The sequence below is a fragment of the Jeotgalicoccus psychrophilus DSM 19085 genome (genome assembly GCF_000425845.1).
Taxonomy (GTDB): domain Bacteria; phylum Bacillota; class Bacilli; order Staphylococcales; family Salinicoccaceae; genus Jeotgalicoccus; species Jeotgalicoccus psychrophilus.
Window position 1 is genome coordinate 522,447 of record NZ_AUEF01000001.1, and the last position, 14,168, is coordinate 536,614.

16 protein-coding genes are annotated in these 14,168 nt (G+C 41.2%); 5 read left to right on the forward strand and 11 right to left on the reverse strand.

The annotated features are described in order from the left end of the window. Nucleotides 1-8: 8 nt before the first annotated feature. Together H625_RS0102505 and H625_RS0102510 are read right to left on the reverse strand one after the other, a co-directional pair. The gene (locus tag H625_RS0102505) at nt 9-1,190 is read right to left on the reverse strand and encodes an FtsW/RodA/SpoVE family cell cycle protein (RefSeq protein ID WP_026858494.1); all 1,182 of its coding nucleotides are present in this window, start codon (nt 1,188-1,190) and stop codon (nt 9-11) included. Nucleotides 1,191-1,229: 39 nt separating this feature from the next. Beyond that, nucleotides 1,230-1,502, reverse strand: coding sequence for an Fpa/YlaN family protein (locus tag H625_RS0102510; protein ID WP_084135691.1), 273 nt, complete (start codon nt 1,500-1,502; stop codon nt 1,230-1,232). Between the two features lie 173 nt (nt 1,503-1,675). Here H625_RS0102510 and H625_RS0102515 point away from each other — a divergent pair, with 173 nt between their 5' ends. Beyond that, the gene (locus H625_RS0102515; protein ID WP_051238937.1) at nt 1,676-2,161 is read left to right on the forward strand and encodes a hypothetical protein; all 486 of its coding nucleotides are present in this window, start codon (nt 1,676-1,678) and stop codon (nt 2,159-2,161) included. Nucleotides 2,162-2,197: 36 nt separating this feature from the next. Here the strand turns inward: H625_RS0102515 and H625_RS0102520 are convergent, their stop codons facing one another. Both H625_RS0102520 and typA read right to left on the reverse strand, forming a co-directional pair. Next, on the reverse strand, nt 2,198-2,527 hold the full coding sequence (locus tag H625_RS0102520) for a YlaH-like family protein (RefSeq protein ID WP_245573083.1): 330 nt from the start codon (nt 2,525-2,527) through the stop codon (nt 2,198-2,200). 69 nt (nt 2,528-2,596) lie between these two features. Beyond that, nucleotides 2,597-4,423, reverse strand: a complete 1,827-nt coding sequence (gene typA, locus H625_RS0102525) for a translational GTPase TypA (protein ID WP_026858498.1) — start codon at nt 4,421-4,423, stop codon at nt 2,597-2,599. A gap of 136 nt (nt 4,424-4,559) precedes the next feature. Between typA and H625_RS0102530 the strand changes: the two genes are divergently transcribed. The 3 genes from H625_RS0102530 (at nt 4,560) to H625_RS13540 (ending at nt 5,801) form a co-directional block, all read left to right on the forward strand. Continuing rightward, nucleotides 4,560-4,751 carry a DUF5325 family protein gene (locus H625_RS0102530; RefSeq protein ID WP_026858499.1) on the forward strand — a complete coding sequence of 64 codons (192 nt, stop codon included), beginning with the start codon at nt 4,560-4,562 and terminating at the stop codon, nt 4,749-4,751. A gap of 166 nt (nt 4,752-4,917) precedes the next feature. Beyond that, nucleotides 4,918-5,478: a hypothetical protein gene (locus tag H625_RS0102535; RefSeq protein ID WP_026858500.1), complete on the forward strand. Its 561-nt coding sequence runs from the start codon at nt 4,918-4,920 to the stop codon at nt 5,476-5,478. Between the two features lie 146 nt (nt 5,479-5,624). Then, nucleotides 5,625-5,801, forward strand: coding sequence for a hypothetical protein (locus tag H625_RS13540; RefSeq protein ID WP_156897172.1), 177 nt, complete (start codon nt 5,625-5,627; stop codon nt 5,799-5,801). On the opposite strand, the gene H625_RS0102545 is transcribed toward H625_RS13540, so the two are convergent. Next, nucleotides 5,789-6,601 (reverse strand): inositol monophosphatase family protein, encoded by an 813-nt coding sequence (locus H625_RS0102545; protein WP_026858501.1) that lies wholly within the window; start codon nt 6,599-6,601, stop codon nt 5,789-5,791. The two genes, H625_RS13540 and H625_RS0102545, sit on opposite strands and share 13 nt — an antisense overlap. Before the next feature lie 78 nt (nt 6,602-6,679). Between H625_RS0102545 and H625_RS0102550 the strand changes: the two genes are divergently transcribed. Beyond that, entirely contained in the window at nt 6,680-7,294 is a 615-nt protein-coding gene (locus H625_RS0102550; protein ID WP_026858502.1) for a YktB family protein, read from the forward strand. Nucleotides 7,295-7,448: 154 nt separating this feature from the next. On the opposite strand, the gene H625_RS12440 is transcribed toward H625_RS0102550, so the two are convergent. From H625_RS12440 to ilvC, 6 genes are read right to left on the reverse strand one after another with little or no spacing between them, the layout of a single operon-like run. Then, a complete protein-coding gene (locus H625_RS12440) occupies nt 7,449-8,426 on the reverse strand; it encodes a threonine/serine dehydratase family protein (protein ID WP_084135676.1) in 978 nt (325 codons plus the stop codon). Nucleotides 8,427-8,449: 23 nt separating this feature from the next. Continuing rightward, nucleotides 8,450-9,046 carry a 3-isopropylmalate dehydratase small subunit gene (leuD, locus tag H625_RS0102560; RefSeq protein ID WP_026858503.1) on the reverse strand — a complete coding sequence of 199 codons (597 nt, stop codon included), beginning with the start codon at nt 9,044-9,046 and terminating at the stop codon, nt 8,450-8,452. 10 nt (nt 9,047-9,056) lie between these two features. After that, complete coding sequence (gene leuC / locus H625_RS0102565; RefSeq protein ID WP_026858504.1) at nt 9,057-10,469, reverse strand: 3-isopropylmalate dehydratase large subunit; 1,413 nt, start codon at nt 10,467-10,469, stop codon at nt 9,057-9,059. A gap of 23 nt (nt 10,470-10,492) precedes the next feature. After that, a complete protein-coding gene (gene leuB / locus H625_RS0102570) occupies nt 10,493-11,551 on the reverse strand; it encodes a 3-isopropylmalate dehydrogenase (RefSeq protein WP_026858505.1) in 1,059 nt (352 codons plus the stop codon). Between the two features lie 15 nt (nt 11,552-11,566). Next, nucleotides 11,567-13,114 (reverse strand): 2-isopropylmalate synthase, encoded by a 1,548-nt coding sequence (locus tag H625_RS0102575; RefSeq protein WP_026858506.1) that lies wholly within the window; start codon nt 13,112-13,114, stop codon nt 11,567-11,569. A gap of 37 nt (nt 13,115-13,151) precedes the next feature. Next, nucleotides 13,152-14,150 carry a ketol-acid reductoisomerase gene (gene ilvC, locus H625_RS0102580; protein ID WP_026858507.1) on the reverse strand — a complete coding sequence of 333 codons (999 nt, stop codon included), beginning with the start codon at nt 14,148-14,150 and terminating at the stop codon, nt 13,152-13,154. Nucleotides 14,151-14,168: the final 18 nt, after the last annotated feature.

Consider the following 14,168-nt stretch of genomic DNA (forward strand, 5'->3'; position numbering starts at 1 on the left):
TATTATATTTATTTACTTTTAAGTTCAATTTCTTTCTGCTTAACATGTTTCGCTGCAATTATCAGCAGACCGATTGCAATCGACACACTGAGGAACGATGATCCGCCGTAGCTTAAGAGCGGCAGAGGCACACCTGTCAAAGGAATAATTTTCGATATTCCGCCGACATTTATAAATACCTGCATCGTAATATACATCGCCACACCAATACATACAATTCTGTAAAATGTATCCGTAGAACGATGGGCATAAGTTAATGCTTTAACGATAATAATTAAGTACAGTACTACGATTAACAGCACACCTATCAGGCCGAGTTCTTCTGCAATTACCGCCATTATAAAGTCGGTATGCGGCTCGGGCAGATAACCCAGTTTGATAATGCCGTTACCGATTCCCGTCCCAAACAGTCCGCCGTGTGAAATCGCAATAAGCGAATTCGTCAGCTGATAACCGGTTCCCATAGGATCGTTAAAGGGATGGAAGAATGTTTCGATTCGGTTCAATTGGTACTCATTTAGAATTGATCCCTTTACCAGAAATGTGATACCGGCTATTGCTGCACCTACTCCCCCGACTAATACACCTGTCCATAAAATTGCTTTTACAGGAATGCGGATATACAGAAATGTACCTATAATCATTGCAGCAATTACGAGCCATGTTCCAAAATCGTGAAGCATTACCATTCCTGACACAATAAGAATAAATGCCAAAGGAATAATACTTGTTATGTCATCAGAATCTATACGTTTTTCACGTTTATTATATATATATGCCAAGTATAAAATCGCTATAATTTTAAAGAACTCCGATGATTGGAGATTGAAAAATCCAAGATCAATCCAGTTTTTCTGACCATTAATTTCCGAACCGAAAAACATAGTAAACAGCAGCAGAAATATAATTGAAATCAGCATTATCAATTGGACGCCTTTCATTTTAAAGAAGTTCCCGCTCATAAAATATGTCATAAAGAAGACGAGTGAAAATCCTAAAATGATAATCACCAGCTGTTTTGAATAAAAGTTTTCAGCATCTCCAAACTGCATTTGTGCAGATACCATACTTGCGCTGTAGATCATAACCAGTCCAATCAGCGACAGTGCAACATATGCGATTAGTATTAAAAAATCCACGTATTTGGAATACGATTTTACATAGTTGAAGAAATTTTTTATAAATTGCACGCCTGTTCCCTCATTTAAAAAAGTCTAAAGAAATATTCTTTAGACTCGATTCTTTTCTTTTTCCATATATGCTTCGTGTACTTTGGATACTTCAACTTCAAGATGATCCAGAATAGCACGGCCGTCTTGTGCGTCAACTAAGCCAAGTCTCACTGCAAAATTTATTTCTTTCGATAAGCCGAACATTTGTGTATCCAGTACTTCTTCAAACACAGGACACTGGGGCATCGTTAAATTTTCCATTTGAACTTCGATTAGTTGGAGAATTCTATCGGCGTCTTTGTCTAATTGGTCATAAGCAATTTTACTCATTTGTTTTTCAGCAGACACGCGGTTCCCCCCTCATTTACTCTTCATAAAATTTTATCTCAACAATCATAAAAAAGCAAGTGACATCCAGAAACAGAATAGTTAACGTTTCATCATCTATTGTATAATTATATCGTAAACTTTGCTATAATTTCTAAGCAAAGGGAGAGATATTAATGATAATACAACTTACTGGGAATGTACGCTACCAAATTACTCTGGATCCATCGACGTGGATATTCGATGACCGTAAAATCAAAATAGAGGATTTACTGTCTCAGACAGCGGATGGTGAAGAAATTACATTCAATGATGAGACTGAGTGGAACCGTCAAATTATCGAAGGGGAAACAAAGCCGCCTACACTTAAATCTGAAAAAAAACATAAAAAAAGCGAACTGCTTGAAAGTTCATTTGTAATCAGCCTTGCACCTTTTCTTGAATATGCCGAGGCATTTGAAGATGAAAATGCAAAAATTGTTTTTGTACATAACGACGGTGAAACGGAACTTTTATATAAAGACCGCGAAACATTTTATGCGCACTTCTCAAATAAAGGCAAACGCCTGCATGAAGATGGATTGTTCGATTTATTAGTCGTCGGTGAAGACGGCATTGAGAAGCAGCGTCTCGTTTACGTAACTAAAATAGAATTCAAATAAAAAACCCGCGAACATAATTGTTCGCGGGTTTTTCTGTTATTGAGCCGGCGGTCCTTTCGGCTGTGCAATATTGCCTTCTTTTCTTTCCTTGTGCAGTCTGTATCTGTAACCTGCGAGTATAATTGCAATAACAATTAAACACTCGGCAACAGGATAGAACGCACCGAAAAATGTCAGGAATATTACGCCGATAAACATCATTAAATAAATAACTAATGTTTGCCACAGCTTAACTTTGCGGGCAAATCCTAATTGATACACGATAGCACACAGCACGAAAATCGTAATGAATAAATACCACATACCGGCTTCAGGATTCGTATCCAGGCCATATAATCTCCCGAAGAAAGTGAGGCGCTCTTGCAACCCCGTCCCACTTTGGGTATTCAGGAGAATGAGAGGATTAAACAACTGCCTCACTCCACTCCGCTATTATTAATTACCTTTTTTATACGCTTTTTCACGAGCGTTTTTCTCTAGAATTTTCTTACGCATACGAACTGATTCCGGAGTAATCTCCACAAGTTCATCTTCGTTAATATATTCCAGTGCTTCTTCAAGAGTCAGTGATCTAGGTTTTTTCATCGTAGTTGTCTGCTCTTTATTAGCTGAACGAATATTATTGGCAGCTTTAACTTTAGTAATGTTTACTGCAAGGTCATTTTCGCGTGAGTTTTCTCCAACGATCATACCTTCGTACACTTCAGTACCAGGTTCCATAAAGTTCGTTCCGCGTCCTTCAAGTGCAAGGATTGAGTACGTGCTTGCAGCACCTTTATCAATCGATACAAGAACACCGTTTCTTCTGCCGCCGATACGTCCTTTAACTAATGGACGGTATTCTTCGAAAGTATGGTTGATGATACCGTAACCGCGTGTCATCGACATGAATTCCGTGCGGTATCCGATAAGTCCGCGTGCCGGAATAAGGAATGTCAGACGAGTCTGGCCATTTCCTGTTGTTACCATGTCTAACATTTCACCTTTACGTGTCCCCATAGATTCGATAATGCTTCCTGTATTTTCTTCGTGAACATCGATTTGCACACGTTCGAACGGCTCACATTTAACACCGTCAATTTCACGTACGATAACTTCCGGTTTTGATACCTGAAGCTCAAAGCCTTCACGGCGTAAGTTCTCGATAAGAATAGACAGGTGAAGCTCACCGCGCCCTGAAACTCTCCATGCATCCGGCTGGTCTGTAGGATCTACACGTAATGATACATCCGTCTCTAATTGAAGCATTAAGCGTTCTTCAATTTTTCTGGCTGTAACGTGTTTCCCTTCACGTCCTGCGAATGGGGAGTTGTTTACTGCAAATGTCATTTGCAGAGTCGGTTCATCGATGTGAAGAACAGGCAGTGCTTCCTGAGCATCAGTCGGTGTAATTGTTTCACCAACGTTAATATCTTCCATACCGCTGATTGCAATCAGTTCTCCTGCGCTCGCAGATTCAATTTCCACGCGTGAAAGTCCCAGGAAACCGAAAATTTTCGATACGCGGAAGTTTTTAACCGAACCGTCGATTTTAATTAACGATACAGTTTCACCGACACTAATCGTTCCGCGGAATACGCGTCCGATTCCGATACGGCCAACGTAGTCGTTGTAGTCCAGTAATGAAACCTGGAACTGCAGCGGCTCGTCACTGTTATCAACAGGTGCAGGTACGTAGTCTAAAATTGTATCGTAGATAGACTGCATGTTTTCATCCTGCTGGTGTGGTTCAAGACTTGCTGTACCATTCATTGCAGATGCGTACACAACCGGGAATTCCAGCTGGTCGTCATTTGCGTCAAGTTCGATAAATAGTTCAAGTACGTCGTCCACTACTTCTTCAGGACGTGCACTCGGTTTGTCGATTTTGTTTACTACTACTACCGGTTTTAAGTTTTGTTCCAATGCTTTTTTAAGTACAAAGCGTGTCTGAGGCATCGTACCCTCATATGCATCGACAACTAGAATTACGCCGTCAACCATTTTCATAATACGCTCTACTTCACCGCCGAAGTCTGCGTGACCCGGTGTATCTAAAATGTTAATACGCGTATCTTTGTAGTCGATCGCCGTATTTTTCGCCAGAATTGTAATTCCGCGTTCACGTTCAATATCATTCGAGTCCATGGCACGTTCTTCAACGTGTTCATTTTCACGGAAAATACCAGACTGTTTTAACAGCTGGTCTACAAGTGTCGTTTTACCATGGTCTACGTGTGCAATAATTGCAATGTTTCTAATGTTTTCTCTCAGGTTCATCAAGAGGATTTTCCCTTCGTATATAGAATATCTTTATAACCGTAACAGTATACCACATTTTTTACCAATCTGAACATTCAAGGATTTATTTTTTATGATATAATTCAAAATAAGACAAATGACTTTTAGGGGAATAATTATGGAAAAGAAAAAATCAAAAGCTGTATTTTTCATACTTGCTGTTTTGGCAGTGTTAATGATGGTCGCATTTTCAGTCTTCATCGCTGAAGAAATGATAATACTCGCAGTGCTTTCAGTTATCGTGTTTATCGCCATCTTCGGTGCTGGTTTCACACTCAAGAAAAAGTATCGTGAAAATGGCTGGCTGTAACTTCAGTTTTTATTTAACTGCTTATTTATTATAACAGATTTCCTTATTTGTATTGGAAAAATGGGGAAATCTGTTATATTTTTTTGTCATTTTTTAAATTATTGTCTTTTGACTGTAATTTAAGACCGGTCAATAATGAATTTATCATTATTAAAGGAGCTTTGCTGTGAGACAAAAAAATGAAAAATTAAAAGTCTATGAGTTTCTCTATAACCGGTTGCCTTTTAGCGATGACGAATCTGAAGAATATAAAGCAATGCAGCGTATGGACTTGCTGGAAGAACATTTCGATTTGTATTTACGAAAAATCAATACATCAAACATGGAGCTGTTCTGGCACTGCGAAATAATTGTAGGTACCGACCATGAACTGATTAATGTACTGATTGCTACGGAATACTGCTATTACCTGTTCATTCTGCATGATTACGCCGGTGAACATTTTATTAATCCCTTTAATATTTTAATCGACAGCAGCTACGAAGCTGTATATGATTTAAACCGGACATCAAAAGTTTACGAGAAATTTAAGGAAACACTTATTGATGATGGTAATTTTCAGCGTCCAATTATAATCAAACACGTGGTAATGAACGAAACGTTCAAATTGGCAAAGCGTCCCTCTGATCAGTTTTTATCGCTTAAAAATTTACCCTATTATTTAAGAGCTATTGAACACAGCGCTGTAATTAGAAAAAAGCAGCCGCGTCCGGGATTGCCAAATTAAAAAACCGTGCAAAAATCTCGAACGCAGCTGCAAATGATTTCTCGTACGGTTTTAAATGTCCAGCATGCATGGCGTTTAATCTTCAGCTTCTCAGCAGTAAATTAGTAATGTGTGAATCCTGCAACACCATTCATAACATAGAGAACATGTTTACAGATTATTTCGATATGCTGGGTCTGCTTAATGTTTCAGAGCCGTACACTAAAAAGCAGATTAAAAATCATATAGGCATCCCGCTCAGCAATTACGCTCTATTAAAATATATCGGTAAAATTTTTACGAAAACGTCGAAGCATGCCCAGCAGTATTATTATAAATCATGAAATTTATCATGGAAATCATGCAGCATTTTATCATCGGTAAAGTGTTCGAGAATTTCTGAATGGATTTTGGGATTGCCGCTTATAACACTCGTCGAGCCTAGGAGCGGCAGTTGTTCTCCAAAAATATCAGTCGTCTTATAGCCAAGTTCATCGGTAATAATTGCTCCTCCGGTGTAATCCCATGGATACAGTTTGAAAAACAGCAGGGCTGAAATCTGTCCTCTGGCAAGCATAGCAAACTCTAGGGCTGCCGAGCCGTAAGAACGTACGCTGCGGGATTTAGCCATAATTTCAAAAAATGAACTGCGTGTCTCTTCAGCGAGAATTCTTTTTGGATTGATAGCAATTAGAGACTGATTTAAAGGTACATTTTCTGCGGGTTTAAGTGCCTGGTCATTTAAAAAGGCACCATTACCGTACTTAGCGTGATAAAGATCCCGCTTCATGCAATCGTATACTAAGCCGCAATGTGGTTCTCCGTCGATAAATACACCGATAGATATTGCAAAATTCTCTCCCTGATGCACAAAATTTAAAGTACCGTCAATAGGATCGACTATCCAGATGACCCCTTTTGTATCATTTATATTTTCACCGTGTCCTTCTTCTCCGATAATACGGTGCTCCGGAAAACGTTCCAGTATTTTAGTGTACAAAAACTGCTCTGTTTCTTTATCAACATCCGTGACCAGATCATTCGGATTTGATTTTCTGTCCACTTTAAACTCCTGAGTCATGCGCGTTTCGATAAATTTCCCTGCTTCAACGATTAATTCCTTGCCAAAGTTATATATCTCCATGAATACACCTCAATCATTTGATTGCTACTCAACTTTATTTTATCATAAGAGAGACCTTTTGAAAGGAGCTCAACCTTTATGAAGTATACATTTACACAAACAGACTTCGATGTTTTCAATATCGACGGCTTGGAAAACAGAATGGCAGCACTTATTGAAAATACCCGTCCGAAACTCGAAAATCTCGGTGAGCAATTCAGTGCATACATAACTGAAATGACCGGAGACGAAACATATGCACATGTTGCAAAACACGCACGCCGTACGACGAACCCTCCCGATGATACCTGGGTGGCATTCAGTACTAACCCCCGCGGCTACAAAATGATGCCGCACTTCCAGATTGGTTTATACAATAGTCATGCATTTTGCATGTACGGTATTATTTACGAATCAAAAGATAAAAAACGCCTTGCAGAAAACTGGCTCGATAATATGGAGAAATTCGATAATCTTCCTGAAGACTATCAAATTTCACTCGATCATATGAAACCAGCAAAAACACCGCTTAGCGAATTGAGTGAGGATGAGCTCGAAAAAGGTCTCATCAGACTACGTGACGTAAAAAAAGGCGAATTTTTAGTCGGTAAAGTTTATAAGCCCGGCGACAAAGCATTAAGTTCTGACGAAGTCTTTATAAAAGACCTCGAACAAGTTATGGAAAACCTCGTTCAGTTCTATCACCAGGATTAATATATTATTTGACGCAAAATCCATATGGGTTTTGCGTTTTTTTGTGAGTGCGTACTTGTTTTGTGCCACCGTCAGCCTATTATTTCCTCAGCACCATAAAATAACCCGCAGGTCAGACTCCTTTTGGAAGAAGCTGACCTGCGGGTTGATTGTTTTACAGCACAGTTATTTGTTCTCTCGTTATTGTTTTATGATTCGACTGCAGTGCAAGTGCCTGGATTTCTCCCATTCTGCTGAGATCCAGATTGCCGCCGCTGACGATAACTCCTGTGTGCTCGGAGTCAATTTTGTCGTTATATGCTAATAGTGCTGCAAGTGCTGTTGCACCGGCTCCTTCTACTAATGATTTTGTCCGTTCAAGCAGATAAACCATTGCATGCGCAATCTGGCTTTCTGATACACAGTATATCTCATCGACATACTGACGCACGACCTGCTGAGTTAATTCACCGGGCTGTTTGACAGCTATGCCTTCAGCAATTGTACTGCAGCTGTTAAGCACCACATTGTCGTCTTTTGTATAATATGATTTAAACATCGATGGTGCATTTGCTGCCTGCACACCGATTATTTTAATAGATGGTTTCATCATCATAGCTGCTACTGCAATACCGCTTATTAAACCGCCGCCGCCAATCGGTACAATTATAGTATCGAGCTGGGGTATTTCTTCCAGCATTTCTATACCAATCGAGCCTTGTCCTGCCATAATATCGTAGTCGTCGAAAGGATGAACATATGTTGCTCCTGTCAGTTTTTTATGTTCCAGAGAAGCTGTAAATGCTTCCTGGAAACTTTGTCCGACAAGTTTAACTGCTGCACCATAGCCTTTTGTTGCTTCAACTTTCGCTGAAGGTGTACTTTCAGGCATAAAGATCGTCGCAGTCACATTCAATTTTTTAGCAGCTAGAGCGACACCCTGTGCATGGTTGCCAGCAGATGCTGTTACTACACCTGCTGCCAGCTGTGCCGGTGTTAATTTCGACAGTTTATAAGAAGCGCCCCGGTATTTAAACGCACCGGTCTTCTGATGATTCTCCAATTTCATATAAACGTTTTTACCGGTTTTTTCATTTGTTGTCTGTGATGTGATTACCGGTGTTTTGTGCACGTTGCCTCGCAGATATTCCATAGCATCTCTGACTAAATCACTGTTTAACGAATTCCCAAAAAACCACGCTCCTCAAAAGCTGTTATTTTTTCTTCATTTAATAATGTTAATGCAATATCATCCCAGCCGTTAATTAGTTTTTCTTTATGGTAGGCCGGAATGTCAAAACTTAAAGTCTTCCCATTGCTGTCTGTAATTTGCTGCTGTTCTAAATCTACAGATAAACTAAAATCTCCGTCTTTTGCCTGTTCCTGCCACTCAGCTACTTGCTCTTGTGGCATTTTAATTATAATAATGCCATTTTTAAATGCATTTGAGTAAAATATATCTGCAAATCCCGGGGCAATGATGACTTTATAACCATAGTCCAGCAATGCCCACGGTGCGTGTTCACGGGAGGAGCCGCAGCCGAAGTTATCGCCTGCGACCAGTACCGAAGAACCGTCAAATTTTGGATTATCCATATCGAAATCTTCGCGCTTCGTTCCGTCTTCATTAAAACGCCAGTTATAAAAAACAAACTGACCGAAGCCTGTACGTTCGATGCGTTTTAAAAACTGCTTAGGGATAATCTGGTCTGTATCTACATTGGAACGGTTCAGTGGATATACTTTACCTTCATGCTTTGAAATTGCCTCCATAATTACCCTCCTAGGCCGTTACTCTGTTCTGATATTTTCTAACGTCGACGAAACGGCCATTAATCGCTGCCGCTGCAGCCATTTCCGGACTGACAAGATGCGTTCTGGCACCGTTACCCTGACGACCTTCAAAGTTGCGGTTTGAAGTAGATGCACAGCGCCCGCCGGCAGGTACTGTGTCCTCGTTCATACCGAGACATGCACTGCATCCGGCGTTGCGCCATTCAAACCCTGCATCAATAAATACTTTATCGATGCCCAGTGCTTCCGCTTCCTGCTTAACAAGGAATGATCCCGGTACTACGATTGCTTTCACACCCTCTTTAACCCGACTGCCTTTTATAATATCTGCTGCACGTTGTAAATCCAGCACACGTGAATTCGTACATGAACCGATAAATACATGATCAATTTCAATATCTGTAATCGCCATTCCTTCTTCAAGTCCCATATACTCAAGTGCACGTTTTATTGAATCTTCATCTTTTGAACCGCTGACTGTCGGTGTAGTGGCACTGATTGGCACTACCATGCTCGGGTTCGTTCCCCACGATACTTGAGGTTCAATTTCCGAAGCATTAATTTCAAGTGTTGAATCGTATTCCGCACCTTCTTCAGTACTTAAGCTCAGCCACTCGTCAGCAAGTGCTCTGTATTCTTCTTCATCTCTCGGAACGTAACGGCGTGCGCGCAGGAAGTCTACAGTTGTTTCATCCGGTGAAATCAACCCTGCACGCGCTCCGCCCTCTATAGACATATTACACACCGTCATACGTCCTTCCATCGGTAAATCCCTGACAGCTTGTCCTGTGTATTCAACGACATGACCGGTACCAAAATCAACACCGAACTTTGCAATAATCGCTAAAATTAAATCTTTTGCAGTTACTCCAACACTTAATTCACCATTCACTTTTACATTCATTGTTTTCGGTTTTGTCTGTGTTAAAGTCTGCGTTGCAAAGACGTGCTCCACTTCACTCGTTCCAATACCGAATGCAAGTGCTCCAAATGCACCGTGAGTCGATGTATGAGAGTCACCGCAGACAATCGTCTTACCAGGCTGTGTTAAACCCAGCTGCGGACCAATGACATGAACAATCCCCTGATCCGGATGATACATATCTGCAAGTTTAACTCCAAATTCCTCACAGTTTTTCTTTAATGCATCCATCTGTTTTTGAGCAATTGCATCCTGTGCATCTTCTCTGTTTTTCGTTGGAACGTTGTGATCCATCGTTGCAAACGTTAAATCCGGACGGCGGACTTTTCTATTATTTAAGCGTAATCCTTCAAAAGCCTGAGGTGAAGTCACTTCATGGATTAAATGCTGATCGATATAGAGTAAATCCGGTTTGCCTTCTTCTTGATGAACGACATGACGTTCCCAGATTTTTTCGATTATAGTTTTTTTCTCTACCATGTTAACCTTCTCCTTTAACTTTTTTATAGACAGCTAATAATTTTTTCAGTCATTTCCGTTGTAGATAACGTCGCTGCTCCGTCAATCTTTAAATCTGCCGTTTTAAACCCTTCAGAAAGCACCTGATTTACCGCTTGTTCTATTGCGGCTGATTCCTCGTGCAAATCAAATGAATATTTCAGCATCATTCCGACCGACAACATCATGCCGATTGGATTAGCTTTATTCTCTCCTGCAATATCAGGCGCCGAACCGTGAATCGGTTCGAACAACCCTAACCCCGTCTCACTTAAACTGGCCGACGGCAGTGTACCAAGTGACCCTGTAATAACAGAAGCTTCATCGCTTAAAATATCTCCAAACAGGTTCTCCGTTACAATCACATCGAAATACGCAGGATTCGTAATCAGTTTCATCGCTGCTGCATCTACCAGTTCATGCTCTACCGTGACTTCAGGATATTCTTTACTGACTGCATTTACTATTTCGCGCCACATCCGGCTCGATTCCAGCACGTTTGCCTTATCGACAGATGTTAAATGTTTACGGCGTGTCATCGCTGTATCAAATGCTGTCCGGACGATACGTTCAATTTCATCATGTGTATAAGTTAACGTATCGACAACACTTCTGCCGCCGTCACGCCGTTCACTCGGCTGACCGAAATAGAGCCCGCCTGTCAGTTCCCTGACAATCATTAAATCACTGCCGTGGACGATGCTTTGTTTTAACGGTGATGATGCTTTTAGCGAATCAAATATAGTCACCGGACGCAGATTCGCAAATAAATTAAAGTGTTTGCGGATTTTTAACAATCCCTGCTCCGGGCGGATTTTACTGTCTGCCCATTTCGGACCGCCGACAGCACCCAGTAAAATAGCATCAGCCGATTCACATGCTGCGATTGTTTCTTGCGGGAGCGGATTATTGTATTTATCAATGGCAACTCCGCCAATATCTTTTGTGTCCACAGTAAATTCGTGATTAAATTTTTCTCCTACAGCCTTAAGCAGCACTTCAGCCGATTTCATTATTTCCGGACCGATACCATCGCCGGGAAGTGTAATTATATGTTTTTTCATTGCCGTTTCTCCCCTTTATGCATTTACGCTTACTGCAGGTGTTACCGCCTGTTCACTCATCAGATAGCGGTTCACTGCATTAATATATGCATTTGCCGATGCTGCGAGCACGTCCTGAGCAGTGCCGCGTCCTGAAAACTGCCGGCCGTTAATATTAAGCTGAACGCGTGATTCTGCAAGTGCATCTTTACCGCCGCCGACTGAGCTCAGCTGGTAATCTAGCAGGTTAGTCGTTTCAGCAAGTATTTCCTGAATTGCTTTATACAATGCTTCGACACTGCCGGAACCTGTAACTTCATGTGAGACTTGTTTGCCAGTTGGAGTCACTACATCGATATGTGCTTTCGTCTGACCGTCCTGTTCGTAATTCACTTCGAAATTTTCCAATACGTAGCGTTCAATATTCGATGCATCTGTTTTAATTTCCATAATGATGGAATATAAATCATCATCGGTTATTTCTTTTTTATGATCAGTAAGCTCTTTAAAGTTTTTAAACGCAAGAGACAGCTCTTCTTCAGTCAGGTCCACATTAAATGATTTCACTTTATCTTTAAATGCATGACGCCCTGAATGTTTTCCAAGGAATAGCGGTTCAGCCGATACACCGACCAGTGCCGGAGAAATAATTTCATAAGTTTCCACGTTTTTCAGCATACCGTCCTGATGAATTCCTGCTTCATGTGCATAGGCGTTGCGGCCGATAATTGCTTTGTTCGGCTGCACTGCCATGCCTGTCAGTTTTGCGACAATATCACTCGAGCGTTTAATCTCCTGTAAATTTAAGTTCGTTGTATACGGATAAAAATCTCCCCGTATGTGTAATGCTACTGCGATTTCTTCCAGTGCTGCGTTCCCTGCACGTTCGCCGATACCATTAATAGAGCATTCTATTTGAGTCGCTCCATTTTCAATACCTGCTACCGAGTTTGCGACTGCCATGCCAAGATCATTGTGACAGTGCGTCGACAGAATTGCTTTACTGATATTCGGCACATTATCCGAGACATACTTGAACATCTCACCGTATTCTTTCGGCGTCGTGTAGCCGACTGTGTCAGGCAGATTAATAATTGTTGCACCCGCATCGATTACGGCTTCGATAATTTCCGCGAGGAACGGCAGCTCTGTACGCGAAGCATCTTCTGCTGACCATTCCACTTCATTAAATAAATTCTTCGAATACTTCACCATCTCCACAGATGTATCGATGACTTCTTGTTTGTTCATTTTCAGTTTAAACTCCCGGTGAATCGGGCTCGTTGCAAGGAAAATATGAATTCTTGGATTCGGTGTATTTCTAAGCGCCTCATGAGCACGGTCAATATCGTGCTTTTTCGTTCTTGCAAGCGCCGTTACCGTCGAATCTTTAATCGTATCTGCAATGAGCTTCACCGCTTGAAAGTCACCTTCTGAAGAGGCAGGAAAGCCTGCTTCTATAACGTCAACACCGAGTCTTTCGAGCTGTTTTGCAATCTCCAGTTTTTCTTTTTTATTTAAGTTGACCCCCGGTGACTGCTCACCGTCTCTCAGCGTTGTATCAAAGATTTTAATATTTGTTATATCAGTCATATTGACCTTCCTCTCTTCAGTTTTTATTTTATCTAATCGGATTTTGAACAAAAGGCATTAAGTCTCTTAATTCCTGACCGACTGCCGTGATTGGGTGATTGTACTCGCTGTTGTTAATGGCATTGTACTGTGGGCGTCCTGCCTGGTTTTCTAAGATCCATCCTTTAGCGAACTGGCCATTTTGGATTTCTGTTAATACTTCGCCCATACGTTCTTTTGTTTCTCCGTTAATAACACGCGGTCCGCTGACAAAATCACCCCACTGTGCTGTATCCGAAATTGAGTAGCGCATGTTTTCCATACCGCCCTCATACATTAAGTCTACGATAAGTTTTAATTCGTGCAGACATTCGAAGTACGCAACTTCCGGCTGATAGCCCGCTTCAGTTAATGTTTCAAAACCTGCTTTAACGAGTGATGTCAGTCCGCCGCACAGTACTGCCTGTTCCCCGAATAAATCAGTTTCTGTTTCTTCCTGGAAGGTAGTTTCAAGTACTCCGGCGCGTGCAGCTCCGATGCCCTGAGCGTATGCTTTAGCAACATCTCCAGCATTTCCTGTTACATCCTGGAATACACCGAATAATGCAGGTACTCCGGCTTCTTCCTGATACGTACGGCGTACTAAGTGTCCCGGTCCTTTTGGTGCCACTAAGAATACGTCAACATTTTCTGGAGGTACGATCTGGTTATAGTGAACGTTAAAACCGTGAGCGAAAGCTAATGAACTGTTTTCTTTTAAGTTATCTTTAATTTCCGCTTCGTACACTTTCTGCTGCCCTTCATCCGGCAGTAAGACCATAGTTACATCGGCATCTTTAACTGCCTCGCCGACAGTTCTGACATCAAAGCCGTCCTCTTTCGCTTTGTCGTATGATTTACCTTTACGCAAACCAACGATTACACTATGACCAGAGTCTCTTAAGTTTTGTGCGTGTGCATGTCCCTGTGAACCGTATCCTACAATCGCTACTGTTTTCCCTTGTAAACTTCCTGTGTTGATATCTTTGTCATAATAAACTTTAGCCATAATTTAATTTCTCCCTTT

Excerpts from the sequence above, each read along its gene's own strand:
- H625_RS0102550 (WP_026858502.1), top strand. The coding sequence starts at position 6,680 with ATGAAGTATACATTTACACAAACAGACTTCGATGTTTTCAATATCGAC.
- H625_RS0102510 (WP_084135691.1), bottom strand. The coding sequence starts at position 1,502 with ATGAGTAAAATTGCTTATGACCAATTAGACAAAGACGCCGATAGAATT.
- H625_RS12440 (WP_084135676.1), bottom strand. The coding sequence starts at position 8,426 with ATGGAATATCTGCGAGGCAACGTGCACAAAACACCGGTAATCACATCA.
- H625_RS0102515 (WP_051238937.1), top strand. The coding sequence starts at position 1,676 with ATGATAATACAACTTACTGGGAATGTACGCTACCAAATTACTCTGGAT.
- leuC (WP_026858504.1), bottom strand. The coding sequence starts at position 10,469 with ATGGTAGAGAAAAAAACTATAATCGAAAAAATCTGGGAACGTCATGTC.
- leuD (WP_026858503.1), bottom strand. The coding sequence starts at position 9,046 with ATGGAGGCAATTTCAAAGCATGAAGGTAAAGTATATCCACTGAACCGT.
- H625_RS0102530 (WP_026858499.1), top strand. The coding sequence starts at position 4,560 with ATGGAAAAGAAAAAATCAAAAGCTGTATTTTTCATACTTGCTGTTTTG.
- H625_RS13540 (WP_156897172.1), top strand. The coding sequence starts at position 5,625 with ATGTTTACAGATTATTTCGATATGCTGGGTCTGCTTAATGTTTCAGAG.
- leuB (WP_026858505.1), bottom strand. The coding sequence starts at position 11,551 with ATGAAAAAACATATAATTACACTTCCCGGCGATGGTATCGGTCCGGAA.
- H625_RS0102545 (WP_026858501.1), bottom strand. The coding sequence starts at position 6,601 with ATGGAGATATATAACTTTGGCAAGGAATTAATCGTTGAAGCAGGGAAA.
- ilvC (WP_026858507.1), bottom strand. The coding sequence starts at position 14,150 with ATGGCTAAAGTTTATTATGACAAAGATATCAACACAGGAAGTTTACAA.